The organism is Oleiphilus sp. HI0132 (assembly GCF_001635845.1).
This window is the reverse complement of record NZ_LWGJ01001592.1, coordinates 1-24,185: the sequence shown is the minus strand read 5'-3', so window position 1 is coordinate 24,185 and position 24,185 is coordinate 1. Positions and strand designations below refer to the sequence as shown.

At 44.0% G+C, this 24,185-nt stretch carries 24 protein-coding genes, 2 tRNA genes and 1 pseudogene; 22 read left to right on the top strand and 5 right to left on the bottom strand.

The annotated features are described in order from the left end of the window. Nucleotides 1-60: 60 nt before the first annotated feature. The 9 genes from lexA to A3766_RS24630 all read left to right on the top strand — a co-directional run bounded on the left by lexA (nucleotide 61) and on the right by A3766_RS24630 (nucleotide 8,720). Nucleotides 61-672 (top strand): transcriptional repressor LexA, encoded by a 612-nt coding sequence (gene lexA, locus A3766_RS24670; RefSeq protein ID WP_068511122.1) that lies wholly within the window; start codon nucleotides 61-63, stop codon nucleotides 670-672. Then, nucleotides 669-1,181 carry a cell division inhibitor SulA gene (locus tag A3766_RS24665; RefSeq protein ID WP_068511125.1) on the top strand — a complete coding sequence of 171 codons (513 nt, stop codon included), beginning with the start codon at nucleotides 669-671 and terminating at the stop codon, nucleotides 1,179-1,181. The genes lexA and A3766_RS24665 overlap by 4 nt, the downstream gene beginning before the upstream one ends. A 358-nt stretch (nucleotides 1,182-1,539) precedes the next feature. Continuing rightward, a complete protein-coding gene (locus A3766_RS24660) occupies nucleotides 1,540-3,921 on the top strand; it encodes an RND family transporter (RefSeq protein WP_068515811.1) in 2,382 nt (793 codons plus the stop codon). Nucleotides 3,922-4,125: 204 nt separating this feature from the next. Beyond that, nucleotides 4,126-4,941 carry an outer membrane lipoprotein-sorting protein gene (locus tag A3766_RS24655; protein ID WP_068515813.1) on the top strand — a complete coding sequence of 272 codons (816 nt, stop codon included), beginning with the start codon at nucleotides 4,126-4,128 and terminating at the stop codon, nucleotides 4,939-4,941. 197 nt (nucleotides 4,942-5,138) lie between these two features. Next, the gene (locus A3766_RS24650) at nucleotides 5,139-6,311 is read left to right on the top strand and encodes an alanine--glyoxylate aminotransferase family protein (RefSeq protein WP_082865477.1); all 1,173 of its coding nucleotides are present in this window, start codon (nucleotides 5,139-5,141) and stop codon (nucleotides 6,309-6,311) included. 69 nt (nucleotides 6,312-6,380) lie between these two features. After that, complete coding sequence (locus tag A3766_RS24645; RefSeq protein WP_068509571.1) at nucleotides 6,381-6,842, top strand: flavodoxin family protein; 462 nt, start codon at nucleotides 6,381-6,383, stop codon at nucleotides 6,840-6,842. Nucleotides 6,843-6,887: 45 nt separating this feature from the next. Next, nucleotides 6,888-7,364, top strand: a complete 477-nt coding sequence (locus A3766_RS24640; RefSeq protein WP_068509573.1) for an FKBP-type peptidyl-prolyl cis-trans isomerase — start codon at nucleotides 6,888-6,890, stop codon at nucleotides 7,362-7,364. A 70-nt stretch (nucleotides 7,365-7,434) separates the two neighbouring features. Next, nucleotides 7,435-7,773 (top strand): P-II family nitrogen regulator, encoded by a 339-nt coding sequence (glnK, locus tag A3766_RS24635; protein ID WP_068509576.1) that lies wholly within the window; start codon nucleotides 7,435-7,437, stop codon nucleotides 7,771-7,773. Between the two features lie 74 nt (nucleotides 7,774-7,847). Further along, entirely contained in the window at nucleotides 7,848-8,720 is an 873-nt protein-coding gene (locus A3766_RS24630; RefSeq protein WP_068515816.1) for an ABC transporter substrate-binding protein, read from the top strand. Nucleotides 8,721-8,768: 48 nt separating this feature from the next. Here the strand turns inward: A3766_RS24630 and A3766_RS24625 are convergent, their stop codons facing one another. The 3 genes from A3766_RS24625 to hemA all read right to left on the bottom strand — a co-directional run bounded on the left by A3766_RS24625 (nucleotide 8,769) and on the right by hemA (nucleotide 11,883). Then, nucleotides 8,769-9,647, bottom strand: a complete 879-nt coding sequence (locus A3766_RS24625; RefSeq protein WP_068515818.1) for a CoA ester lyase — start codon at nucleotides 9,645-9,647, stop codon at nucleotides 8,769-8,771. Nucleotides 9,648-9,668: 21 nt separating this feature from the next. After that, entirely contained in the window at nucleotides 9,669-10,517 is an 849-nt protein-coding gene (locus A3766_RS24620; RefSeq protein WP_068515820.1) for an acyl-CoA dehydrogenase, read from the bottom strand. Nucleotides 10,518-10,617: 100 nt separating this feature from the next. Then, a complete protein-coding gene (hemA, locus tag A3766_RS24615) occupies nucleotides 10,618-11,883 on the bottom strand; it encodes a glutamyl-tRNA reductase (RefSeq protein WP_068515824.1) in 1,266 nt (421 codons plus the stop codon). A 250-nt stretch (nucleotides 11,884-12,133) separates the two neighbouring features. Between hemA and A3766_RS24610 the strand changes: the two genes are divergently transcribed. From A3766_RS24610 to A3766_RS24555, 12 genes are all read left to right on the top strand, one after another. Next, nucleotides 12,134-13,981, top strand: coding sequence for a tetratricopeptide repeat protein (locus A3766_RS24610; protein ID WP_068554904.1), 1,848 nt, complete (start codon nucleotides 12,134-12,136; stop codon nucleotides 13,979-13,981). 69 nt (nucleotides 13,982-14,050) lie between these two features. Then, nucleotides 14,051-14,635: a lipoprotein insertase outer membrane protein LolB gene (gene lolB / locus A3766_RS24605; protein ID WP_197470009.1), complete on the top strand. Its 585-nt coding sequence runs from the start codon at nucleotides 14,051-14,053 to the stop codon at nucleotides 14,633-14,635. Next, the gene (gene ispE / locus A3766_RS24600) at nucleotides 14,620-15,561 is read left to right on the top strand and encodes a 4-(cytidine 5'-diphospho)-2-C-methyl-D-erythritol kinase (RefSeq protein ID WP_068515833.1); all 942 of its coding nucleotides are present in this window, start codon (nucleotides 14,620-14,622) and stop codon (nucleotides 15,559-15,561) included. The genes lolB and ispE overlap by 16 nt, the downstream gene beginning before the upstream one ends. A gap of 31 nt (nucleotides 15,562-15,592) precedes the next feature. Continuing rightward, a tRNA-Gln gene (locus A3766_RS24595) sits at nucleotides 15,593-15,667 on the top strand. A 148-nt stretch (nucleotides 15,668-15,815) separates the two neighbouring features. Next, nucleotides 15,816-16,760 (top strand): ribose-phosphate pyrophosphokinase, encoded by a 945-nt coding sequence (locus A3766_RS24590; RefSeq protein ID WP_068515835.1) that lies wholly within the window; start codon nucleotides 15,816-15,818, stop codon nucleotides 16,758-16,760. 145 nt (nucleotides 16,761-16,905) lie between these two features. Further along, entirely contained in the window at nucleotides 16,906-17,544 is a 639-nt protein-coding gene (locus A3766_RS24585) for a 50S ribosomal protein L25/general stress protein Ctc (protein WP_068515838.1), read from the top strand. Nucleotides 17,545-17,587: 43 nt separating this feature from the next. Next, nucleotides 17,588-18,175 (top strand): aminoacyl-tRNA hydrolase, encoded by a 588-nt coding sequence (pth, locus tag A3766_RS24580; protein ID WP_068515841.1) that lies wholly within the window; start codon nucleotides 17,588-17,590, stop codon nucleotides 18,173-18,175. Between the two features lie 138 nt (nucleotides 18,176-18,313). Further along, on the top strand, nucleotides 18,314-19,408 hold the full coding sequence (gene ychF / locus A3766_RS24575) for a redox-regulated ATPase YchF (protein ID WP_068515844.1): 1,095 nt from the start codon (nucleotides 18,314-18,316) through the stop codon (nucleotides 19,406-19,408). Nucleotides 19,409-19,488: 80 nt separating this feature from the next. Then, nucleotides 19,489-19,565, top strand: a tRNA-Met gene (locus A3766_RS24570). Nucleotides 19,566-20,117: 552 nt separating this feature from the next. Further along, nucleotides 20,118-21,047, top strand: a complete 930-nt coding sequence (locus tag A3766_RS24565; RefSeq protein WP_068515846.1) for a glutathione S-transferase family protein — start codon at nucleotides 20,118-20,120, stop codon at nucleotides 21,045-21,047. A 15-nt stretch (nucleotides 21,048-21,062) separates the two neighbouring features. Beyond that, a complete protein-coding gene (locus A3766_RS24560) occupies nucleotides 21,063-21,692 on the top strand; it encodes a hypothetical protein (RefSeq protein ID WP_068515850.1) in 630 nt (209 codons plus the stop codon). Between the two features lie 76 nt (nucleotides 21,693-21,768). Beyond that, nucleotides 21,769-22,170: a hypothetical protein gene (locus tag A3766_RS24555; protein ID WP_068515853.1), complete on the top strand. Its 402-nt coding sequence runs from the start codon at nucleotides 21,769-21,771 to the stop codon at nucleotides 22,168-22,170. Nucleotides 22,171-22,185: 15 nt separating this feature from the next. On the opposite strand, the gene A3766_RS24550 is transcribed toward A3766_RS24555, so the two are convergent. Continuing rightward, complete coding sequence (locus tag A3766_RS24550) at nucleotides 22,186-22,584, bottom strand: hypothetical protein (protein WP_068515856.1); 399 nt, start codon at nucleotides 22,582-22,584, stop codon at nucleotides 22,186-22,188. Between the two features lie 259 nt (nucleotides 22,585-22,843). Here A3766_RS24550 and A3766_RS24545 point away from each other — a divergent pair, with 259 nt between their 5' ends. Continuing rightward, nucleotides 22,844-24,052: a methyltransferase gene (locus A3766_RS24545; protein ID WP_068515858.1), complete on the top strand. Its 1,209-nt coding sequence runs from the start codon at nucleotides 22,844-22,846 to the stop codon at nucleotides 24,050-24,052. Here A3766_RS24545 and A3766_RS32290 read toward each other — a convergent pair. Next, nucleotides 24,053-24,185 (bottom strand): annotated as a pseudogene (locus tag A3766_RS32290) (phosphoribosylformimino-5-aminoimidazole carboxamide ribotide isomerase); the annotation flags it as partial.

The following is a 24,185-nucleotide window of genomic DNA, read 5'->3' as shown; positions in this document are numbered from 1 at the left end:
TTTACAGGTACTGGTTATTCACACAGATAAACATTAACTCAACCTAACGGACTACACGGCATGCTAAAGCTCACCAAGAGACAAAGCGAAGTATTGCAACTCATCAAACAAAATATTGATGAAACAGGTTACCCACCTACTCGTGCGGAAATAGCTTTGGCACTTGGCTTTCGCTCTGCCAATGCAGCAGAAGACCATATTAAGGCACTAGCCAAGAAAGGCGCGATTGAGATTGTCCCCGGAGCCAGCCGTGGCATCCGCTTACCGCAAAGCGATATTCCCGAGGGTTTACCGATTGTTGGTCAAGTCGCTGCTGGTAACCCGATTTTAGGTGAGGAAAATATCGAAGACTACTGCACACTTGCGCCAGAGTTTTTCTCTCCTTCTGCTGACTACTTATTACGCGTAAGAGGTGAAAGCATGAAGGATATCGGCATACTCGACGGAGATTTGCTTGCAGTCCATAAAACCGAAACAGCTCGAAATGGGCAAATAGTCGTTGCCAGAGTGGGCGAAGAAGTAACGGTTAAACGTCTCAATAAAAACAAACACATCGTTGAGCTTATTGCCGAGAATGAAGAGTTTGATCCCATCGTGATCGACCTGAGAGAACAAGATGTAGTAATTGAAGGTCTGGGCGTAGGCGTTATCCGTAAGGAGGGTATCCAATGAAGCAGCTATCTATTTATGAGTCAGACTATCTTGACGACCTAAATACTATTAACCAATTTGGCCAAAGCCCGGTACAGCTAACTTACCCTGCTCAACCTTTAAGTTCTTCAACTTCTGGCGCCTCTCTAAGCAACGAGCAGACTGAGCATGTCGCAGCAAATGTCACGGAAATTATCATCGCTAAAGATAAGGCTGACTGCATTCAAATGGTTCTTCCTATGCTGAGCCAGTTAAATCAGGAACAACGCTGGCTTGCCTGGATTGACCCGCCTATTCAACTGCTCAAAAAGTGGCAAGAACAACACCAGGGGCTTGCAATGGAAGAAATTATGATTCTTCGCTCATCTGAATCTATATCGGCGATAGAATTAAGCAAACGCGCGCTTGAAGCAGGCACCTGCCACGCAGTAATTGCCTGGACAAACTCCCTATCAAATGAAGAGTTTGACTCGCTTGAGGGGGCGTCTGCAAAAGGAAATAGCCATGGAATAGTACTACGTTCCAGATAATCACCTTTGTACGCAACATATAAAGTTTTCTACTCGTTTTCTGTTAGTCGCTAGCCCTCGCACTTAGTGACCACTATTAAAGTTTCAAGGATCGAAACTTATTTTTCTCAAGCCAATACTATAAGACCTATAAGAAGATTTTCCGTCACAGCAATTATCCCATTATTAAGCCATTAGCATTATTACTTTTCCATATTTAGAAAAGTTATTCTTAGCTTCAAATATCTTTATTCATTGTATTCACACTGTTCAAAGCGTAGTATTCTAAATTCATGACCGCCGGTCACAACCTTTAAGTATAGTTATCATGCTCGCTACAGGCATTCTGCGGCAATAGAAACATTAGGTAGGTTACGCTATGATTGAACGCATAAGCCATTTTCTTGTTAAGTTTCGCTTACTGGTGGTATTCGCCTCATTGCTTGTGGTATTTCTTGCCGCCACAGGTTTACCGCAAACAAAATTTAGCTCCGACTACCGGATTTATTTTAGTGATGATAATCCCCACCTAAAAGCCTTCGAAGATTTACAGGCAACCTTTACAAAAAGTGACAACGTCATGTTTGTCCTCGCCCCCCAAGATGGCCATATATTTACTCGAGAGACTTTAAGCATCATTGAAGAGCTTACCGAAATGTCTTGGCAACTTCCCTACTCAATACGCGTGGACTCTATTACCAATTACCAACACACTATTGCAGAAGACGATGACCTTTTGGTAGACAACCTGGTTACAGATGCAAGCAATTTATCGAGCAGTGAAATTGCGTACGCAAAGAGTGTCGCACTCAATGAGCCCTCAATTGCCGGGCGCCTCATCGCCGCTAACGCCGATGTTACCGGCGTCAACGTTTCTATGGAAATGCCTGGGCTGGATCCTAGTAAAGAAACACCCGAAGTAGCCGCTGCAGCCTACGAGATTCAAGCTCATTTAAATCAAAAGTATCCCGACCTGACTGTATATGTGACCGGACAAATCATCTTTGACAATGCCTTCAAAGATGCGGCGATGTATGACTTATCGCATATCGTCCCCTTAGCATTTTTGATCGCCATCACCTGCATTGCGATCTACATGTTTGCTGCAAGCCGGAGCATCATTACGGTCTTCTCAGGTAGCTTTTCCATCATAGTTGTCATTATTACTTCAATCCTATTCGCGCTTGGTATCTCTGCGTGGCTGGGTATGGATATCACCACCGCATCCGCCAATGCACCAACAATGATTCTGACACTAGCAATCGCCGATTCGATTCATATCCTGGCATCTTTCTTCCAGCAAATGCAGTCAGGGAAAACCAAGGCTCAGGCTGTTATCGAAAGCTTACGTATCAATCAGCAACCCGTTTTTTTAACCAGTGTCACAACCGTAATTGGTTTCTTGTCTCTGAACTTTAGCGACTCCCCTCCCTTCCGGGACTTAGGAAATATTGTCGCCTTAGGCGTAATTGGTGCATGGGGATTCTCTGTATTGCTACTGCCTGCACTCATTATGCTTCTGCCATTCCGAGTTCAATCACGCGAGCATAAAGAAGGCGGCTGGACAGTTACGCTATCAAACTGGGTCATCAAACACTCTAAACGTCTACTCATTGGCACAATGGTTATTATGGCTGGCAGCATTTCTTTCTTACCTCAAAACGAATTGAATGACGTATGGGTCGAGTATTTTGACGAGCCAATGAGACAAAGACAGGCAGCTGATTTTACCAGAGAAAGGCTCACCGGCTTAGGCTACATATCCTTTATTGTTGAAGCCGAGGAAGAAGGTGGAATCAACGAGCCTGAGTATTTGGCAAACCTTGAAAAGGCAGCAAACTGGTTAAAGCTTCAACCAGAAGTTCAACACGTCTCGACCTTTACTGATGTCATGAAGCGTCTGAACAAAAATATGCATGGTGATGACCCTAGCGCATATAAACTCCCTGATAATGCAGAGCTCGCCTCACAGTATTTATTACTTTATGAAATGTCACTCCCTTACGGACTCGACTTGAACAATCAAGTGGACATCAACAAAGCCAAGACTCGTTTAACAGGCTATCTAGCGAAAACATCTACTTCGGAGCTTCTCGCTTTGGAAGAACGTGCTCAGAGCTGGTTTTCCGAAAATATTCCTAGCCTTAAATTTTCCCACGGGATAAGTAGCGATATCATGTTCGCTCATATTGGTCAGAATAACATTCGCTCCATGCTACAAGGTACATTTATCGCTTTAATCATTATCTCTGTTGTGTTGGCTTTCAGTTTACGCTCTGCATATTACGGCTTTGTTAGCCTACTTCCCAATCTCCTTCCGGCCTTAGTTGCTTTTGGTGTTTGGGGAATGACCGTTGCACAAATCGGTATTGGACTATCTGTTGTATTCGGAATGACCTTGGGGATCGTCGTCGACTACACCGTTCACTTTTTAAGTAAATTTTTACGTGCCAAGCGAGAGAATCAGCTATCTACCGAGGATGCGATTCGCTATGCCTTTAGTACAGTTGGCGTTGCGCTGTTGGTCACCACATTTATTCTATTTGCGAACTTTGCTGTATTAGCTATATCCGACTTCTCTATGAACTCCGATATGGGACTGATGACGGCCGTAACCATCGTTGTCGCTTTACTTGTTGATTTTTTCTTCCTTCCACCGCTTTTACTGTTTTTGGTTGGAAGTAAACGTAAAAAAGCTAAGCAAGATTTAACAATCGATGATCAAGGTATCCTAGATCAAAGAGCACCCTTAAATGGCTAAGTCACCTAAAAAGGTAACTCAACAAACTGATAGTGCTACTTTCTACTCATGGAAAGTACCGTTCCAAACGAAGTAAGGGATTTCAGTTTAACTAATCGACATTTTCGTATCTAATAGGCGCTAGCTTCTAGCATCATCATATAGTTTCTCAATGATGCTGCTGCAGTGCCAACTAACAAGATAACAAGACCGAGGACAATATCCATGCTATCTAACCTTTCTGCTCGCGGTGTAAAGAAATCCATCGCGATATTATCCTGCTTTACTGCCTTGAGCCTCTCAGGCAACACCTTTGCAGAAACACCTCAAGAAAAAGGTTTAGCTATCGCCATTGAATCTGATAAGCGAAACACTGGTTGGAAGGACTCTACTGCTGACATGACGATGACCTTACGCAACAAACGTGGTGAAGAAAGTGTTCGTGTTTTGCGCGTAAAATCCCTCGAAGTCGAAAATGATGGTGACAAAGGCTTAACCATATTTGATGAGCCTAAAACTGTTCGTGGTACTGCTTTACTGACGTTCTCGCACAAAGTTGATGCGGATGATCAGTGGTTATTCCTACCAGCACTAAAGCGTGTTAAGCGAATCGCGTCTAAAAACAAGTCTGGCCCATTCATGGGAAGTGAGTTTGCCTTCGAAGACTTAAGCTCACAAGAAGTTGAAAAGTATAGCTATGAGTACTTAAAAGACGAAGCGTGTGGCACAGAAACCTGCTTTGTTGTTAAACGCTTCCCAACAGATAAAAACTCTGGCTACACAAGCCAAATTGCCTGGATCGACCAGAGTGAATACCGCGTCCATAAAATTGAATTTTATGACCGTAAAAAAGCGCTACTAAAGACCCTCAACTCTAGTGATTACAATCAATATCTTGACCAATACTGGCGCCCGAATGTGATGAAGATGCAGAATCACCAGACAGGTAAAAGCACTGACTTAATCTGGAGCAATTTTCAGTTTTCTACCGGGCTAAGTGATAGTGACTTCACCAAGAACAGCTTGAAGCGCGCTCGCTAGTCTAATTTCCGCTCTATTGACCTAAACAGCACTGCAAAAAATGTACATCCAGTCACAGATAATGTGATTGTTTGTACATTTTTTCTTTTTTAGCTGCATAAACATCGCCCTGTCATACTCTCGCGTCTATACTGGCATCTTCATATTTTTAATAAAATAATACAGAACTAACCAGTAACACAGGCAGCACCCGAACTATGCAATCATTTCACGCTCCAAACCGCATCTTAATGGGCCCTGGCCCGTCAGATGTTTCCGAAAGAGTACTTAAAGCACTATCTCAGCAAACCATCGGTCATATGGACCCTAGCTTTGTATCGCTAATGAATGAGATAAAATCTCTTCTTCAGTACGTTTTCCAAACCAAAAACGAACTTACGATTCCGGTATCTGCACCAGGTTCATCTGGTATGGAAACCTGCTTTATGAATATGGTTGAGCCGGGTGACAAAATTCTTGTCTGCATTAACGGCGTATTTGGCATGCGCATGAAAGAAGTCGCGACTCGCGCAGGTGCTCAGGTTGAAGCCATCGAATTTGAGTGGGGCGAAGCTGTTGAGCCAGAAGTAGTAGACCAGAAGCTTTCAGAAAATCCTGATATTTCAATGATCGCTTTTGTTCACGCTGAAACCTCTACCGGTGTTCGCTCTGATGCAAAAGCCTTATGTGCAATAGCTCAACAACATAACTGTCTTTCAATCGTTGATGCCGTCACCTCTTTAGGCGGTTCTGATGTTCAAGTTGATGACTGGGGCATAGACGCAATTTATTCAGGCACTCAAAAGTGCTTATCTTGTATCCCAGGTCTCTCTCCGGTCAGTTTTAGCACTAAAGCAATTGAAAAGATCAAAGCCAAAAGCTCTAAGAACTACAGCTGGTTCCTCGATCTAAACCTGGTCATGGACTATTGGGGTGAAGGTGCTAAGCGTACTTATCACCATACTGCGCCAGTTAACAGTTTGTATGCACTACACGAATCGCTATTAATTCTTAAAGAAGAAGGTTTGGAAAGCGCTTGGGAACGTCATGAGCTGCACCATAAGGCACTGGTTGCTGGTCTAGAAGCGCTCGGCATTGAAATGCTAGTGCCTAAAGATATTCGCCTATCTCAACTTAATGCAGTGAAGATTCCAGAAGGTATTGATGATGCGACTGTTAGATCAACACTACTTAACCAGTACGACTTGGAACTTGGTGCAGGGCTAGGTAAGTTTGCTGGCAAAGCATGGCGAATCGGCTTAATGGGCAATGGCTGTAATCGTAAAAACGTTGATTACTGCGTTAGCTCTTTAGGCGCGGTGCTTAACGAACTTGGACATAGCTGCGATGTCGACGCTGCAATGTCTGCAGTAGAGAATGCATACCCATAACCCAATAGACAGGGCTAGGGTATGAGTAATCCACTCCTACCCTAAGCTTTGTATCTCAAGCAAAGCGAAATGAAAAAACTCCTTTTGGTCGCCCACAGCCCGTCTGAAAATACACAAGCCCTACAACAAGCTCTGTGCCAGGGTGTCATCAGCCAAGCTCTTGAGCAAGTTGAATTCAAGTCGAAAACTCCTTTTGAAACACAAGCAGAAGATGTACTAAGTGCAGACGCCATTATACTCGGCACTACCGAGAATCTAGGCTACATGAGTGGTGCCCTCAAAGATTTCTTCGACCGTTGCTATTACCCATGCTTAGAAGCGAAACAAGGCTTACCCTGTGCCGCGTATATTAGAGCCGGTCATGATGGCACAGGTACAATTCGTGCTCTCGAAACCATTACCACTGGCCTTAAGTGGCGATGGGTACAGGAGCCCCTTTTACTAAAAGGCGCTTACCAAAAAGAGTTTGAGAGCCATTGCTCGGAATTAGGTGGCGCAATGGCATGTGCACTTGATCAGGGAATCATTTAGAATCTATTTCATTCCAATACCGATTTAATAAAAGGCAAATCACCCGTGTTAAAAATCATTGTTGTCATACTTGTTGTTGCACTTGCAGCATTCATCGTCCACCGCACTAATCAAAACAAAAAGCTAGCCGTTGAGAATCAACAATTAGGCAGTGAGTTTCTTGCCCAAAACATGACCAAAGAAGGCGTTGTCACAACCGAGTCGGGTCTTCAATATAAGGTACTTCAAGCCGGTACGGGAGAAGCCCACCCTACTGCAAACGATAAAGTTAAAGTTCATTATCATGGCACCTTAACTGATGGCACTGTCTTTGATAGTTCCGTAGCTCGCGGACAACCTATCTCTTTTGGCTTGAATCAAGTTATCAAAGGCTGGACTGAAGGTCTGCAACTTATGGTGGTTGGCGAGAAGACCCGATTATTTATTCCGAGCGAACTTGGCTACGGAAATAGAGCTGCTGGCGCCATCCCGGCTGGCTCGGTACTAATTTTTGATGTTGAGTTGCTTGGCATCAATGAATAAACAACTATAGTGAGATATAACTACTCGTAACAGAACAATTACGAGTCTTTTTAAGATAACGGAGAATAGAATGAAGCTTGTTACTGCGATAATCAAACCTTTTAAACTTGATGATGTACGTGAAGCACTATCAGAAATCGGTGTTCAGGGTATAACAGTTACTGAAGTTAAAGGATTTGGTCGCCAGAAAGGTCATACAGAGTTGTATCGTGGCGCTGAGTACGTTGTAGACTTTCTACCAAAAGTTAAACTAGAAGTAGCGATCAGTGAAGATATGCTAGATAAAGTTATCGAAGCGATGACAAATGCAGCCAATACTGGAAAGATCGGCGACGGAAAGATATTTGTTTCATCACTTGAGCAAGTGATTCGAATCCGTACTGGCGAAACCGGTAGTGACGCTGTATAGATAAGCCTATAATGCGAGTAGTGAGCTACTCGCATTGTTTCAGCTTCAAAGCAGCTAACTAAAAGGAGGCACAAATGAAACATCCAACAAGATGGGTATTCATTCTAAGCTTTCTTCTTTCTTTACAAGCCTCTCTTAGCTATTCACAAGAAAAAACTTCGCTTACCTCTCCCGACAATAAATCTACTATCATTCTTGGCTATAAAGAAGGCAGCAAACCGCCCTATATCGGCAACAAAAATGATAATAGCGGTGCATACCGAGAACTTTTCTCTAAAGCAGCAGAGATGATAGGACTCTCACTTGAAATCGTAAGGTTACCTAAAAAACGTGTTTATCATCACCTTAAAGAAGGTGATATCGATTTCTATCCCTCGTCTGGTTTTTCAGAAAAAAGATCACAGTTTTTATATTGGCTGGACAATGGCTTTCTATCGAAACAAGCCTTAGTCTCAGACATTACAGACTTCGAAATAAAAGACTTTAAGAAGGCGAAAGGTACTTTGCTTGTCCCTTTAGGAGGTAGCTCCGCTGAATATGCCAAAGGTGCTCCTCAAGTAAGCATTCAGAAAATGGGCAAGTTGCCTATTGATAAAGCAATTCAGGCACTGAAACTAGGTAGAGGTAATTTCTACGTATATGATATAGATATCTTGGATTATTACTTAAAACGAAACCGCATTAAGCAGTTTAGTGACATTGGCCTTCGGCTTCACCCAAATGCAATTGAGAAGGAATACTCTTCGTTAAAAGCGGCCTTCTCTATTAATTCAAAACACTTTAAGCAACAACAAAATAGCAGATTTGATAAAAACAGCGCTTTAGGCTTTAACAATCAAAAAACCAGTCCCCATAAAGGCTCCGCTGCTTATCAATTCCAACAAGCATTAAAGCACTTACAAGAAAGCGGATATACTCAGACGGTTTATCAAAAATATTTTAAGTAATTAGAAAGAGGCTCACTATAAGCAAGCCCTCACTAGTAAAGAGGTCGGCTATGCTAAAGCTTTAGCATTTCTCAATAATTCTCTTGCCCGCTCTACAACCGGCAAATCAATCATCTTGCCTTTATATTCAACAGCTCCCTTGCCTGCAGCCAAGCCTGCTTCAAATGCTGCAAGCAAACCTTCAGCATGTTCTACCTCTTCCGCGCTAGGCGTCAATACTGCATTAATGACTTCTACTTGCTTAGGATGAATACAGAAGGCTCCTACAAAACCTAGCTGCTTGGCAAACTTAACCGTTTCAGTAAATGCATCAATATCGCTGTAGTCAGCTATCGAACCTGGAAAACCCAAAGGCATAATGTTGGCACGACGACAAGCAAATGCCAGCATCTGATTTGGCAGCAACAAGGTTTGAGGAAGTGGCTGCATGCCAGCTGTCGCCGAGAAATCTTCAGAGCCTAAAGTCATCGCCACAACACGCGGGTCTGCTGAGGCGATTTCATCCAGTTTGGGTAAAGCATCAACCGACTCAATCATTGCAATAATCGCTGTATGCCCTTGAGGAATATTTCGCTCCTGTTCCAATTTAGAAATCTTAGCGGCGAACTTCCGTAACTGGTCAGCAGACTCAACCTTTGGCACTACAATCGCGCTAACATGCTCACTGACCGACGCGACAACATCGCCCATGGCAAAGCGCTCATCAAGGTTGATTCTTACCAATGCAGCAGCACCATCCTGGCTAACCGTTTTCGCAGCCGGGACCACACACTCTCGAGCTTCTGCTTTTTGCTCTAGCGGAACACTATCTTCCAAGTCCAGAATATAAGCATCAGCACCACGCGTATGCGCTTTGGCGACGAATTTCTCAATGTGCACAGGGATAAACAAGGCCGTACGCCAGCCTGGGTAGTCTAATTTCTTCATTTTATTCTCGCTCACGAATCCTTAGGCCAAACTTGCTTTAATTGTCATACAAGTAAAACCATCATTATCAGCAGACCATAGGGATAAATCATCGCCATCCCGCTTACCAGACACGGTAAACACCGAGGTATCAAACGTCGGTCTAACCGCTCGGAACTTGAAGGTTTTCAAAGATTTATCGGCAATATTATGACGTTTAAGTTCTAACAATAAAGTCACCAGCAATGGCCCATGAACAACCAAGGCAGGATACAGCTCTTCGTTTACCGCGTAGTCGCGATCATAATGAATACGATGGCCGTTATAAGTCAGCGCCGAGTAGCGGTATAGCAACACTGGGTTTGGCGTGATTTCTTGCGAAAAATCGGCTTCAGAAAGCGCAGGCTTGCCTGGTGGCAACTCAGCTCTTTCTGTTGGTTGCTCCCGGTAAACAATATTCTGTACCTGGCTGATACACAGCTCACCCGCTTGTGAAATATCATGGCGAACATTAACGAAAACCAACACGCCGGTACTACCCGTTTTAAGTTCAACAGATTCAATCGTCGATAATCGAGAGGCCGGCTGGCCAATAATCAAAGCCTTATGACACTCAACCTCACCGGCCGCCCACATCCTGCGAGGAAGTGGTACAGGGGGTAAAAAGCCACCTTTATCCGGGTGCCCATCAACACCTGTTGCACTGGCTTTTGGCGTTGGCAGAAAATACATCCACTCCCAAAATGGAGGTAAGGCATCACCTTTCTCGGGTAGAGTCTCGTTATCAAGTGCCGCAGCCAAAGCTTGCGCCTGAAAAAGACTAATATCATCTTCTTTGGTTTCTTGCTTTCCTACCCACTGCTGCAAGTACTCAATATCTATATCGCTCATAGAGACTCCCTTGGATCTTTTATAGCTAAAATTCTTATATATTTGATTTACGAATATGTTCGAACTGGAAATTTAAGCGCAACACATAATAATGCAGAAACTAATCACTTAATGACTCGATACCAAACAAATCTAACAACCAATCTGCTTTTTCATTCTTGCCATCTTCAGCTGCTCGTCTAACACTAATCGTAGGATGGTGAATTAGTTTATTCGTTAAGCCCCTAGATAATTGAGTAATTACCTGTTCGGCGTCCGCACCTCCACGCAAGGCATTTAGAGCGCGCTCTAATTCCTTCTGCTGAAGCGTCTCTGCATGTGATCTAAAGCGTTTCAAACTATCACCAACTGAAGAAACACGCTGACGATTAAGAAAATATTCACTTCCCTCAAGAATCATCCGCTCAGCTTCTTGAGCAGCGCCTTCTCGGTTTTTTACATTCTCATCAATAACATCTTTTAAGTCATCAACGGTATAAAGGTAAACATCAGATAACTCTCCTACCTGAGGTTCAATATCTCTTGGTACCGCTATATCCACCATAAAGAAAGGTCGGTGCTTACGATGCTTTAAAGCTCTCTCTACAGCCCCCTTGCCTAATATAGGCAAGGAGCTAGCCGTCGACGCAATCACAATATCGGCATCGATTAATAAATCTGGAATATCACCTAATAAAGCTGCCTCACCTTCAACCAGACTCGACAGATCCTGGGCACGAGCCAGCGTTCGATTTGCAATTATGATCTTTTTAATACCACTTTGTTTCAGGTGCCTAGCCACTAACTCAGTGGTTTTACCCGCCCCGATAAGTAAAGCAGTATTGTCTGAAAAATCTGAGAAGAGCTGGCGAGCCATATTGACGGCAGCAGCGGCGACCGACACTGGGTTTTCACCAATCGCCGTATCAGTGCGTACTTTCTTGGCGACAGAGAAACAATGTTCAAAGAGCCGACCTAGTTTCCCTTGAACAGCCTGATATTCTTGTGCTGAAGCATAGGCTGATTTCAGCTGCCCTAAAATCTGTGGCTCTCCCAGAACAAGAGAGTCCAAGCCAGCAGCAACACGCATTAAATGAACAACCACATCTTTACCATCATAGACAAAGCTACAGTTTTCGAGGTCTTCTGAATTAACACAATGATAGTCAGCCAACCAAGTCTGCAACATCGCAACATCAATTGCATGATTGCCAGCACAGTATATTTCTGTTCGGTTACATGTCGATAAAATAACCGCTTCATTAACATTCGGCAGTTTTTTGATTGACTCCAACGCGATATCGAGACGTTGTAAATCAAACGCAACTTTCTCTCGAACGTCGACAGTTGCAGTCTTATGATTAATTCCAAACGCCAAAAACGACATGTATACCAAGCAATTTGATTTAAAGCGGCTATTCTACAAATAGAATACATAGAAAGCCAATGACACAGAGCAAGTTCTTAGAGCTAGAAGCCACTTATTTTATGATTAAAGCCTCGACAGCACGACAAAAAGTAGTTCAAACAAATGAACCCTAGCACATGGCCAAACTATACGAACGGTAAGTTGACACCTTAAACCCATCTGTCATCATAAAACTCGTCAAGCCTCAATTATTTAAAAGAGATTCAGATTGAAAGCACTACTCAAACTTATATTAATTTCATCACTTTTCTCACTCAGCGCCTGCTCTAGCCTAATGAAAGCAAAGCAATCTGAGACAGATACCACCGCAAGTAGTGAAAAGCTTTCATCTGAGACATCTCCAGAGTATCAAGATTTCGACCTAAATAAAGACACGCTCTACGACCTGCTTGTTGCAGAGGTTGCTGTCCAGCGTCAAGAATTCAATATCACCTTGCTTAACTATATCCAACAAGCGCGCATGACAAGAGATTTAGGTGTTGTTAAGCGTGCTGTAAATGCAGCTCAATACATGAAAGACATGGAGGCCATAAAGGAAATGGCAATCCTTTGGGTTGATATAAAGCCAGACAGCATTCCGGCACATCAACTTCTGACCTATCAGTATTCCCTTTCTCGCGAATACGAACAGGCCATGCAACATATCGAAAAGATTATCGAGCTTGGCGGTGATGCCCGAGTAGACGGCCTTGCAGTCAGCTCAAGCGCCCTCCCTCTTGAAGATAAAGAAGCCATCCTCCTACTTTATCAATCTTTATATGCAAAATACCCTAACAATCATGAGATTGGATATAGCTACGCACTCACTCAACGCAATTTGAAAGAATACGACGCGGCACTTGAAATCATCGAGCCTATACTAAACGCCGCACCAGAATTCGAAGCAGCCTCAGTCCTCAAGGCCAACGTTCTCTATGATAAAGGTCAACTGGAAGAGGCTATTGAATATGCAGGTGACAAGTTTGACGATTTCCCCTCAAATCATAATCTTGGTCGTCTATATGCAACAATGCTAATAGAAAACAAACAACTCGATGACGCCGAGGAGGTATTCTATTCACTACTGACTAAATACCCCCAAGCATCGCGGTTAAAACTATCGCACGCTATTGTCATGCTAGAGAATAAAAAAGTTGAAGAGGCTTCTGCAGCTTTCGAGCAGCTAATCGACTCCAATCAACACGCTAATGAAGCCTACTATTATTTAGCCCGTATTGCTGACAGCCAAGGTAATTTCAATGACGCTATCGATCTCTACCAGAAAGTAAGCGCTGGCGTTCATTATGAAGTATCTCTTGAGCGCTCAAGTTTCCTAATGGTTCACAACGAACAGCAAGACGAGATGCTAAACAGACTCGCTGAATTGAGAAAGAAACCTGGAGCAAGCCCTCTTAAGTTATGGCTACTGGAAGTTAAATTACTATCTAGTGCAGGTGAAACAGACCGCATGAATGCCTCACTCAACGCCGCCATTCAAGCATTCCCCGAAGATGACCAGCTACTCTACGCTCGAGCAATGAATCGAGAAGCAGACGATGATTTGGCAGGAATGGAGCAAGATCTAAGAAAGCTAATAGAACTGAACCCGAACAATGCGATTGCTATCAATGCACTTGGCTACACCTTGGCCGACCGAACCGATCGTACTCAAGAAGCATTTGAACTAATTCAAAAAGCTTTAGCGCTCAAGCCGAATAACCCCGCCATTTTAGATAGCATGGGCTGGGTACTATATCGACTTAAGCAAAATAAAGAAGCATTGGTATTCTTGTTCAAGGCCTTTCAACAATTCCAGGATGGAGAAGTCGCAGCACACTTGGGTGAAGTTCTTTGGTCTCTAAATCAAACAACAGAGGCTCGAGATGTTTGGAGCAATGTTCTTCGGAAGTATCCTGAACACGAAGTACTTCTTGAGACCATCAACAGACTCGACCCTGAATTACTAATTATAATTGAGAATCCGCCCACGGAAGATGAACAAGCTACTAACAAAGAAACCAGCTCAGCTTCAACTCCCGAAACCGAGCAAGTAACACCCGAAGCGCCCAAAGAATAGTTTGTAATGATAGCTCTAGGCATTTCAAGTAAAACGAGCACTCACCTCACCCGGGCGCTGTTCATACTAATGACGCTCGTTTTATCTGCATGCACCAGCCTTCAACAAACCGTACCTCACAAAACATCAAGAGAAACTCCAATTGAATGGCCTCTTACCGCCCAAAAGATTGATAACATCCGAAACTGGAAACTCATTGGCAAGATTGGCATAAGAACACCTGAAGAATCCCTTACTGTAGCAATCAATCAATGGCACCAAGCTGAATCAAGCTTTGTGATCGACCTTTCCTCAACCTTTTTCGGCCTTGGCGCATCCAAGCTACAGGGAAACCCTCATTTATTAACGATTATCGAAGCCGGTGAGCAGCCTGTCAGCTCGTATGAACCAGATCTCTTGATCTATCAGGCTTTAGGGTTTCCTCTTCCGATTTCATTACTGCCCTGGTGGGTTAAAGGAATTCCTGTTGCCGACAGCCAACACGAGTTAGAATTTGACGCTCAGGGCTACCCTGCCAGCCTAATACAAAATGGTTGGCACTTAACTTTCAGCAAACACACCCTCATCGACGGCCTTCCACTGCCCGGAAAGATTAAGCTCGAACGAGATAAGGTGCGAATTATTCTAGCGATTAAACAATGGACCCGACTTTAAGCCTGACATCTCCAGCCAAGCTAAACCTGTTCTTGCACATCAATGGCAGACGAGGGCCTGAGCAATCGCACCCAGGCTATCATGAGCTACAAACTGTTTTTCAGTTATTAGACCGCGGTGACATGCTTCATTTTTCTGCCAATCAAAGTGGAAAAATAGAAATCACCCCGGAAATTGCCGACATTCCTCCTGAAGAAAACCTGATTTTTATCGCCGCACAAAGACTCAAAGAAGCAGGCATTCTACTCGATAAAGGTAGCCACTTATTAGGCGCCAAGATTCATCTAGAAAAAAGTCTACCAATGGGCGGCGGGCTCGGTGGTGGAAGTTCCAACGCGGCAACAACACTTATCGCGCTCAATCATCTATGGGGACTTGAACTCGAAGAATGTCAATTAGCCAAAATAGCGGCAAAGATAGGTGCCGATGTGCCCGTTTTTGTTGAAGGCCGCAGCGCCTGGGCTGAAGGAATAGGAGATGAACTCTGCCCAATTCCAATGAGCGAAGAATGGTTCGTTGTATTGACCCCCGATTGCCACGTCAACACGGCTAAAATTTTTTCGCATGAAAGGTTGACAAGAGACACGCCAAAGAAGAGAATAGCGCCCGCTCTTGAGGGACATGGTTTAGATACCAGTTCAGAGAAATTTCTTAGCGATGAGTATCGCAACGATTTCGAAGCACTGATCTCAGAACTATACCCACAAATCAAGGAGGCAATACAGTGGCTAAGCCAGTTTGGTATTGCTAGACTTACAGGAACGGGAGCGTGCTGTTTCTGCATCGTCAAAGACGAGGCAACAGCAAAACAGGTTTTGAATGAAGCTAAGTCTAAATTCAAAGGCTTTATAGCCAAGGGAGTCAATCTCTCTCCTGCAATTCAAAGGCTAGATGAAGCTAAAAGGTTCGCAAGGGACCATTCGTAAGATAGCGCTTCGTTAATAGCAACACGATTATTGGGGTATCGCCAAGCGGTAAGGCAACGGGTTTTGATCCCGTCATGCGCAGGTTCGAATCCTGCTACCCCAGCCATATTTTCCCAGCTCAGAAAACAATCAAGCAAACAGCTAGAAACCTTCCGGATGAGGTCTAAACTACTGTATTAGTATTTTTACTATTCAGCCCGGGAAACTGCTTGAAAGAGCTGAAAGCCGAAACACTCAAGAGGTCTTGAACTCGCATGCCAAGAATGATGGTATTTACCGGTAATGCCAACCGCGAACTGGCTCAACAAGTTGTCGATGCACTACGTCTACCACTGGGCAATGCTAAGGTCGGTAAATTTAGCGACGGCGAAGTCACGGTTGAAATCAACGAAAATGTACGTGGTAAAGATGTATTCATCATTCAGCCTACCTGCGCACCAACCAACGATAACCTAATGGAGCTTATCGTAATGACTGATGCACTACGTAGAGCTTCTGCCTCACGTATTACTGCAGTTGTTCCTTATTTTGGTTACGCTCGCCAAGATCGACGCGTTCGCTCAACACGTGTTGCGATTACCGCAAAAGTGGTAGCAGACATGATCACAGGCGCTGGCGTTGACCGAGTATTAACGGTTGACTTGCACGCAGACCAGATTCAGGGCTTCTTTGATATTCCGGTAGATAACATTTACGGCACCCCCGTTCTTGTTGATGACATTCAACGCCGCATTCAAGACGACTTTATGGTTGTTAGCCCAGACGTTGGCGGTGTTGTTCGTGCACGCGCGATGGCAAAACGTCTTGGTGATGTTGACCTGGCAATTATCGACAAACGACGCCCTCAAGCTAACGTTTCTCAAGTAATGCACATTATCGGTGACGTTGAAGACAAAACCTGTCTACTGATCGATGACATGGTCGATACCGCTGGCACCCTATGTAAAGCTGCTGACGCCCTAAAGGAACACGGCGCCAAGAAAGTTTACGCTTACATTACGCATCCCGTGCTATCTGGCCCAGCTATCGAGAACATTGCTAAGTCATCACTAGATGAGTTGATCGTCACAGATACAATTCCTCTTAGTGACAAAGCCATGAATTGTGATAGAATCCGCCAGCTTACAATTTCAGACCTATTGGCAGAGTCAATTCGTCGTATTAGTAATGAAGAATCTATCAGTGCCTTGTTTGATTAAGACATTAATTAAAACAATCGCTTAAGACCTGATTCAATCAGGTATAGATGTACAGGAAAAAGCACCTCGGTGCTTTTTCTATTTTAACCTTCACGGTATTTAGTCTGGTCGCGGGCGAATATTAGTGAACTTTGAGGAAAGAAAAATGAGTGAAGCATCATTCGTAGTAAACGCAACAGCTCGAGCAGATCAGGGGAAAGGTGCGAGCCGCCGCCTGCGTCGTCTTGAGAACCTAGTACCAGCTATCCTTTACGGCGCTGGTAAAGACCCTATCGCACTTAGCCTGAAAGAAAACGAGATCAAGAAATCGCTTGAAAACGAAGCGTTCTACTCTCACGTTCTAACAATCAGTGTAGACGGCAACGAAGAGCCAGCAATCCTGAAAGATCTTCAGCGTCACCCATCACGTGGTGATGTTATGCACGCTGACTTCCTGCGTGTTGATATGGACAAAGCTATCCATGTGCACGTTCCACTTCACTTCACAAACGAAGACGCTTGTGTTGGTGTTAAGTTGGGCGGTGGTAAGATCTCTCACCAGCAGGTTGAAGCTGAAGTAATTTGCCTACCTGGTAACTTGCCTGAGTTCATCGAAGTTGATATGACTGAAGTTGAAGCAGAAACTATCCTTCACCTTTCAGACCTTAAACTTCCTGAAGGCGTTACACTTGCTGCACTACAGCAAGGTGCTGACCACGATCTTCCAATTTGTTCAGTACATACTCCAAAGGGTAAAGCTGAAGACGAAGCTGGTGAAGCAGCTGCAGAAGGTGATGCAGAGTAATTCTCTGTATCCGGCATGAATTGATAGCGTCAGAGAAGCTCCGATGAGTCAAATCAAGCTGATTGTGGGGCTGGGTAATCCCGGCCCCGAATACGAAAACACCCGCCATAATGCTGGCGCCATCTTTCTGGCCCAGATCGCTGAAGCACATCAGCAAAACCTTAAGCCAGAAAAGAAGTTCCACGGACTTCATGCCAAAGTTAATATTCAAGGCCAGGATCTACACCTCTTGTTCCCGACGACCTTCATGAATCGTAGTGGACAATCTGTCCAGGCAATCTGCCAGTTTTTTAAGATTTCCCCTGAAGAAGTACTCGTCGCCCATGACGAACTCGATATCCCGTGCGGCACCATGAAGCTAAAACAAGGCGGCGGTCATGGAGGCAACAACGGCCTACGAGACATTATCGAGAAGTTTGGCGGCAACAAAAACTTTAAGCGCTTGCGTCTAGGTATTGGTCACCCCGGCCATGCAAGCAAAGTAACCGGACATGTTCTTGGCAAACCAACAGCCAAAGAAGCCGAGCAACTCTCTGCGTGTATCGACGAAGCAGATAGGCACCTGAAAGAAGTCATTGGTGGCGATTGGCAAAAGGCCATGCAAAAACTCCATAGCTTTAAAGCAGAATAAGCCCATTACTCGCATTCCTTAGCAGCATTACAAAAAATAGCACTAAGCGCTCATCTTTTATACTTAACTGTCCCGCTACCCTACTGTATACTTGCGCCCAATTTTTCTAATTATACTTTACAGCCTGGGATTCAGATTATGGGTTTTAACTGCGGCATCGTCGGCCTTCCTAACGTCGGCAAATCAACCTTATTCAACGCACTTACCAAAGCAGGTATCGGCGCAGAAAACTTTCCTTTCTGTACTATCGAACCTAACGCTGGTGTTGTTGGCATGCCAGACCCTCGCCTAGACAAGCTTGCAGCCATTGTCAGCCCAGCGAAGGTTATCCAAACTACAATGGAGTTTGTTGATATTGCCGGTCTAGTAGAAGGCGCATCTAAAGGCGAAGGCCTCGGTAACCAGTTCCTGGCTAATATTAGAGAAACAGACGCTATCGCTCACGTTGTACGCTGCTTCGAAGATGAAAACGTTGTTCACGTTTCTGCCAAGGTGAACCCTCAAGCCGACGTTGATGTAATTAATACCGAGCTTGCTTTATCTGACCTTGATACCGTAGAAAAGGCTATCAAGCGTTTCACCAGAACAGCCAAGAGCGGTGATAAAGATGCGAAGAATGCTCTGAGCCTACTTGAGGATAAACTACTCCCTCACTTGAACGAAGCAAAAGCGGTTCGCGGCCTTGGTTTGAATGATGATGAACTAGCAATTATCAAAGAGCTTTGCCTGCTTACAATCAAGCCTACAATGTATATTGCCAACGTTGATGAAGACGGTTTTGAAGACAACCCTCACCTAGATAAAGTTCGTGAAATCGCAGCAGAAGAAAACGCTGTAGTCGTCGTGATCTGTAATAAGCTAGAAGCAGAAATTGCTGAGCTGGATGACGAAGAACGCGATGAATTTTTAGCAGACCTTGGCATGGAAGAGCCAGGCCTTGATCGTGTCATTAGAGCTGGCTACGAGCTACTTGGTCTACAAACCTACTTCACTGCAGGTGTAAAAGAAGTTCGCGCCTGGACAATGAAGCAAGGCGACCCTGCCCCTAAAGCCGCTGCAGTGATTCACACAGACTTCGAAAAAGGCTTCATTCGGGCCGAAGTAATTGCCTATGATGACTTTATCGACAATAACGGTGAAGCCGGCGCCAAAGACGCAGGTAAATGGCGTCTGGAAGGCAAAGAATACATCGTACAAGATGGCGATGTAATCCATTTCCGCTTCAACGTTTAAGCAATAGCATATAAGCGTATTTTTTATAAATTTTTGGCTTGACAAGTTCCAGTAAAAACAAGAGAATACGCGCCTCTTTTGGCTACATAGCTCAGTTGGTTAGAGCACATCACTCATAATGATGGGGTCCCAGGTTCGAATCCCGGTGTAGCCACCAATTATTCTAATAAATACAGTCAGTTAGACTTCGCGTCAGCTGGCTGTTTTTATTTGTGCTTCTACTTAACGACTTAACCCCCTATTACTCCCTACAGTTTAGAGCGCTCTCCTCGTCAAATTAACGACCATACATTCCGTCCAAGCCTAAAAGATTAGTGGATTTTATTCACAAACTATATTCGAGTTATTCGTTTATATCATGAATAGATAGTCGACATAATTCACATACTCTCAGTTCCAACGAAACAAGAACAGCCTTTCGACTAACCTGATTTTCATTAGAAAAAGCAATCCAGAGCTTATTACCACTTTATATTCAAAACATATTACCTTGCTCAAAACACGTAGCAGCCTTATCACACAAACTAAGGCTAACCAATGTAGGTCATCGAGCCAGTTTTTCCGGAAGCGGCCTATACGTCACTCCTGGTTCTAGCACCTAGCCACAACAGCCAAATACAGCAGTTTGCATTGCGAACTATACCACGAGACAGTTTTATGCTTAGATAGCCTGGATATCAACTAAGCCTGTTATTCTGGAACATCTTCAATGAGCATAATACTGCACCACTACCCTCTGTCTCCTTTCTCTGAAAAAATAAGAGCGATGCTTGGCTATACCAACCAAGAGTGGTCCTCCTGTCTGACCTCAGAAGCGCCGCCACGAGGCAAACTGGACTTACTTTCAGGAGGTTATAACAGAATACCAGTGGCACAGGTGGGAGCTGATATTTTTTGTGATACGAGCCTTATAGCTGATGAACTCGCCGCTATCGCTGACGAACCATCGTTAGCCAACGAAGCTCTGAATCAAGGCCTTCTAACTGAAAGACAATGGCTTGAATCAAAGCTATTTTTTGCATGTGTAAATAAAGCATTCTCTTTATCATTACTTCGACGTATTGCTAAAGACAAAGGCTTATGGAATTTACTTCTGTTCTTGAAAGACAGGATAGAAATGGGCGCCAAAGCCTCGGTATCCCTCGGCAGCCCTAGATCAGCCAACAAACATATTAAGCAAGGTCTAAGCTATCTATCAGAAAACTTAAGCTCGAATGAGTTTATCGGTGGTAACACACCGAATATTCTAGACTTCTCTGCTTATCATTGTTTCTGGTTTCTGACGGAAGTCGGCCTTAAAAAGGATATTTCCAAGAATACAGCCGCGTTGGCTTGGTACCAAAAAATGAAGGCTTTCACCAACTCTCCTGACAATGAAATTAGTATCGATACGGCGATCGATATCGGGAGAGAAGCCCAACCTCGGCAACTAGACAAGCGTTACACCTCAGACCATAGAATTGGCAGTAAGGTTGTTATCGCACCTAGTGACTACCGACAGGTACCCGTAACGGGAACCTTAGTAGGCGTCGACAGCCAGCGCTGGATTATTTCTCGTAACAACCCGGAAACTGGCTTGATACATTTGCACTTTCCTAGTAATGCCGTGGATGTAAATATCCGCCTTCCAAAGCAATAACAGGACAAGCCTATAATGAAAGCCGTTACGACCTCCCTCCTTATACTAATACTGTTTAGCTTAAGTATCAGCGCAAAGCTTTATGCAAATTCGATAGAGATGCCTTCACCTGAACAGCCCTCTGAAGACCTTGGAAAATATGTCTCTATTAATATTGAGATCAAGGAGTTGAAGGAGTCAGGCATAGTTCTCCGAGAAGCTAGCGAAAAGCTATCTCTTGCCCTGGATGAGGTTTCAGAAAATCTTCAGGATCTCTCTCCCGAGCAGTTGCGTTTGATTAATGACTTGGCCGATAAAGTAGACAGCATGACCAACAAACTCAATCGGGCAGCTGGTAGCTTTCCCGAAACCATTAAGAAGGCTCAACAGCCTTCAAATGAGCTGCTAACTCAGTCACTTAAAACAGTTCGGGACGAAACCGTAACGCCGATTGTCGACAGTATCAATCGCTGGTTAATTATCACCATTATAGGCTTAGTACTCATCGGTATAGGTCTGTTGGTAGGGTTTGTTATAGGCTTAAAGAAAGTATCGGCAGCGGGAAGTAAGATACTACAAATAGCTGATGGATATCGAATAATTCCTTTAGAGCAGTATAACGAATCACGAATAGCCCCCCTCAACAAAGCACCACAGGAGCTATAAAATAGTTCCTCATTACTTGGCATATTCCTGCTAGACCTTTACTATAATTCCCTCTGTATATTCTGAAGGTTTCAATATGCGTATTCGGCTCGATAACGGCAAAGACTATGATCTACTTGCGATGTTTACACCGTCTTGGGTCGGCCACAAAAAAGCTCTTGAAGCTCTTCGAAAAAACTATTCAGTCTGGACCAACGCCCTCACTTTACCGTTGTATAACAGGAACAGTGTTTCTGGCTTGCTTAAGTGGCTAGTGGTTCTGACCCTACATTCCATTTCACTTCTATCGCTCCCTTTCATCCTGGTCTTGGGCTTTTCAATGAAAGCTTATACGATTTTCTTAAGCGACGATGTAAAGAAGATGAAACAGTACAAACAAGACTTACAAACCATCTATGCAAAGTTAAAAGATATCGAAGATCAGGATGAATATAAGCGACGCTTGAAAGAAGAGATAGCCAAGGTAAAGCCGTTCTAAGAATTGCTTTGAAAATCAGGCAATATCCTCATATCCAGATACCGGGTCTTGCTCACAATTCTTACGGTACTGAGTCAACAACCAGGCTATCGCGCTTGCATAAACAAGATTGGTTGCAAGTTCAGCATGAGGGTTTTCCAAAAATGCCCTTTGCGAAGCCAAACCCCGTACGGTACTCGCCAGGTCTGGTTGAAAAGCTAAATACTCATCCCATAAAGCGGTGTGACTTTCAGGACTAATCGCATAAATACCTAAACCATCAGACTGCTTCGAGGCTACCAAGTGCTCACCGTAAGAGGAACGTTTAGAAGCTAGCTTCAATAAGTAATGTTCTGCAAATTGGGAGCGTTCATCCAAAGCCGCGAGTGCGGGACGAATTACATAATCATTGAGTTCTTGTGCATTAATACCCATGATCCACCTCTCAATGCCAATTTTTCGGCAGTTTTTTGCCTTTTATACGCTTATGAAGTTTGGATGCAATTTGCTTGCCTGATAACTTGAGCTGACGCTTACGCTAGCCTTATTAACCTTATCGGCCAGCGTCTCACATGCTCCATACCTGGGTAACAATTCGATAACAAACGAAACAAAAGCGCTTAAGTGTTTGCATCCGTTCGTCATAGAATATCTAATTTATAATCTAAAGATCTCCTAAGAACTTTTTATTCAGATGAAAGCTCGTTTTACGAAATTAGATCAAATCCTTAAACGCTATGAGCATCTTTGGAAGCCGCCTGCTTTTTCTAGTATTGACTCTCGCTTGGATGATTACCCCGAATTGCAAGCCTGGTTACGTTCACTTAGCTCAGATGATATTGATACGCTTCAGCTTTCTGATCAGGACTTACTAGCCTCGGCAGCCAATTATTTCCCCGTGGCGTCTGAACTCCTTTCACTTATTAGCGTTCCAGCTTCAGAGACATCAAAAGCAACAAAGGAAGTAGAACTACCCGCATTTTGGGATACAGGAATTCCTGGCAGAAAAGCAGCGCAGATAAAGTCCTTTATCAAAAGCCAATCTCCACCCACAACGCCGCTTATTGAATGGTGTTGCGGAAAGTTGCATTTAGGTCGATTAATATCAGAGCTATACAAGCAAAAAGTCACCGGTTTAGAGATTGATACGCAGCTAGTCAATCAGGCAAATATCCTTTCCCGCACCAGAAAATTGAGCAATCAAACTGTGGCGCTAGAGTGTGATGTATTGAATGATGACCTGTCTCAGCTGCTTGAAGCTAACCATCACCTAATTGCCTTGCATGCCTGCGGTGGCCTGCATGTACATATGCTAAAGCAAGGTGTAGAAAGTCACTCTAACAGAATGACCTTCTCACCATGCTGCTATCACCGCTTCAATAGCTCTGAAAACTACCAGGCGCTATCACTTGTAGGCCGAACTACCCTACTGAGCCTAAGCAATGAGGATTTGCGTTTAGCGACAAGACAGTGTAATACGGCATCGGCCGCTGAAACCCGAAAGCGCAAACAACTACAAGCTTGGCGACTCGGCTTTGATACGCTCCAAAAAGATATCAGACATACTGATCAATACCTTCCTTGCCCCTCTCTCAGCATTCGTATTCTTCAAGAAGGCTTCGAACGTTTTTGCAAAAAATGTGCGCAGCTAAAAGATATTGACCTGCCGCAAACAATAGACTTTTTACACTACCAATCTCTGGGGCAAACCAAGTATCAAGAATACGAAAAACTAGAGCTGGTAAGGATGTTATTTAGGCGCGCGTTGGAAACCTGGCTGGTACTGGATCGCTGCTTGTTTCTGGAGGAAAATGGCTATCATTGCCAAATATCGACATTCTGTGAGAGTTCAGTCAGCCCCAGAAACTTTCTGATTAAGGCCCATTTGAAAAACAAAACCTAGCTAGCGATTTTCATTCCATGAGATGCACTCATCAAGTGTAAGCCCCGCCCCCCCAAAAATATCCAAGGCACTCCCTATTGTCAGATCAACCTTGCCGCCAGATAACTGATGAACCAATTTTAAGTCTTCGAAA

Coding starts and splice junctions, on each gene's coding strand:
- lexA (WP_068511122.1), top strand. CDS start 61: ATGCTAAAGCTCACCAAGAGACAAAGCGAAGTATTGCAACTCATCAAA.
- A3766_RS24585 (WP_068515838.1), top strand. CDS start 16,906: ATGAGTGAAGCATCATTCGTAGTAAACGCAACAGCTCGAGCAGATCAG.
- glnK (WP_068509576.1), top strand. CDS start 7,435: ATGAAGCTTGTTACTGCGATAATCAAACCTTTTAAACTTGATGATGTA.
- A3766_RS24620 (WP_068515820.1), bottom strand. CDS start 10,517: ATGAGCGATATAGATATTGAGTACTTGCAGCAGTGGGTAGGAAAGCAA.
- hemA (WP_068515824.1), bottom strand. CDS start 11,883: ATGTCGTTTTTGGCGTTTGGAATTAATCATAAGACTGCAACTGTCGAC.
- ispE (WP_068515833.1), top strand. CDS start 14,620: ATGGACCCGACTTTAAGCCTGACATCTCCAGCCAAGCTAAACCTGTTC.
- A3766_RS24655 (WP_068515813.1), top strand. CDS start 4,126: ATGCTATCTAACCTTTCTGCTCGCGGTGTAAAGAAATCCATCGCGATA.
- A3766_RS24650 (WP_082865477.1), top strand. CDS start 5,139: ATGCAATCATTTCACGCTCCAAACCGCATCTTAATGGGCCCTGGCCCG.
- A3766_RS24625 (WP_068515818.1), bottom strand. CDS start 9,647: ATGAAGAAATTAGACTACCCAGGCTGGCGTACGGCCTTGTTTATCCCT.
- A3766_RS24660 (WP_068515811.1), top strand. CDS start 1,540: ATGATTGAACGCATAAGCCATTTTCTTGTTAAGTTTCGCTTACTGGTG.
- pth (WP_068515841.1), top strand. CDS start 17,588: ATGAGTCAAATCAAGCTGATTGTGGGGCTGGGTAATCCCGGCCCCGAA.
- A3766_RS24560 (WP_068515850.1), top strand. CDS start 21,063: ATGAAAGCCGTTACGACCTCCCTCCTTATACTAATACTGTTTAGCTTA.
- A3766_RS24630 (WP_068515816.1), top strand. CDS start 7,848: ATGAAACATCCAACAAGATGGGTATTCATTCTAAGCTTTCTTCTTTCT.
- A3766_RS24590 (WP_068515835.1), top strand. CDS start 15,816: ATGCCAAGAATGATGGTATTTACCGGTAATGCCAACCGCGAACTGGCT.
- A3766_RS24545 (WP_068515858.1), top strand. CDS start 22,844: ATGAAAGCTCGTTTTACGAAATTAGATCAAATCCTTAAACGCTATGAG.
- ychF (WP_068515844.1), top strand. CDS start 18,314: ATGGGTTTTAACTGCGGCATCGTCGGCCTTCCTAACGTCGGCAAATCA.
- A3766_RS24555 (WP_068515853.1), top strand. CDS start 21,769: ATGCGTATTCGGCTCGATAACGGCAAAGACTATGATCTACTTGCGATG.
- A3766_RS24665 (WP_068511125.1), top strand. CDS start 669: ATGAAGCAGCTATCTATTTATGAGTCAGACTATCTTGACGACCTAAAT.
- lolB (WP_197470009.1), top strand. CDS start 14,051: ATGACGCTCGTTTTATCTGCATGCACCAGCCTTCAACAAACCGTACCT.
- A3766_RS24645 (WP_068509571.1), top strand. CDS start 6,381: ATGAAAAAACTCCTTTTGGTCGCCCACAGCCCGTCTGAAAATACACAA.
- A3766_RS24550 (WP_068515856.1), bottom strand. CDS start 22,584: ATGGGTATTAATGCACAAGAACTCAATGATTATGTAATTCGTCCCGCA.
- A3766_RS24565 (WP_068515846.1), top strand. CDS start 20,118: ATGAGCATAATACTGCACCACTACCCTCTGTCTCCTTTCTCTGAAAAA.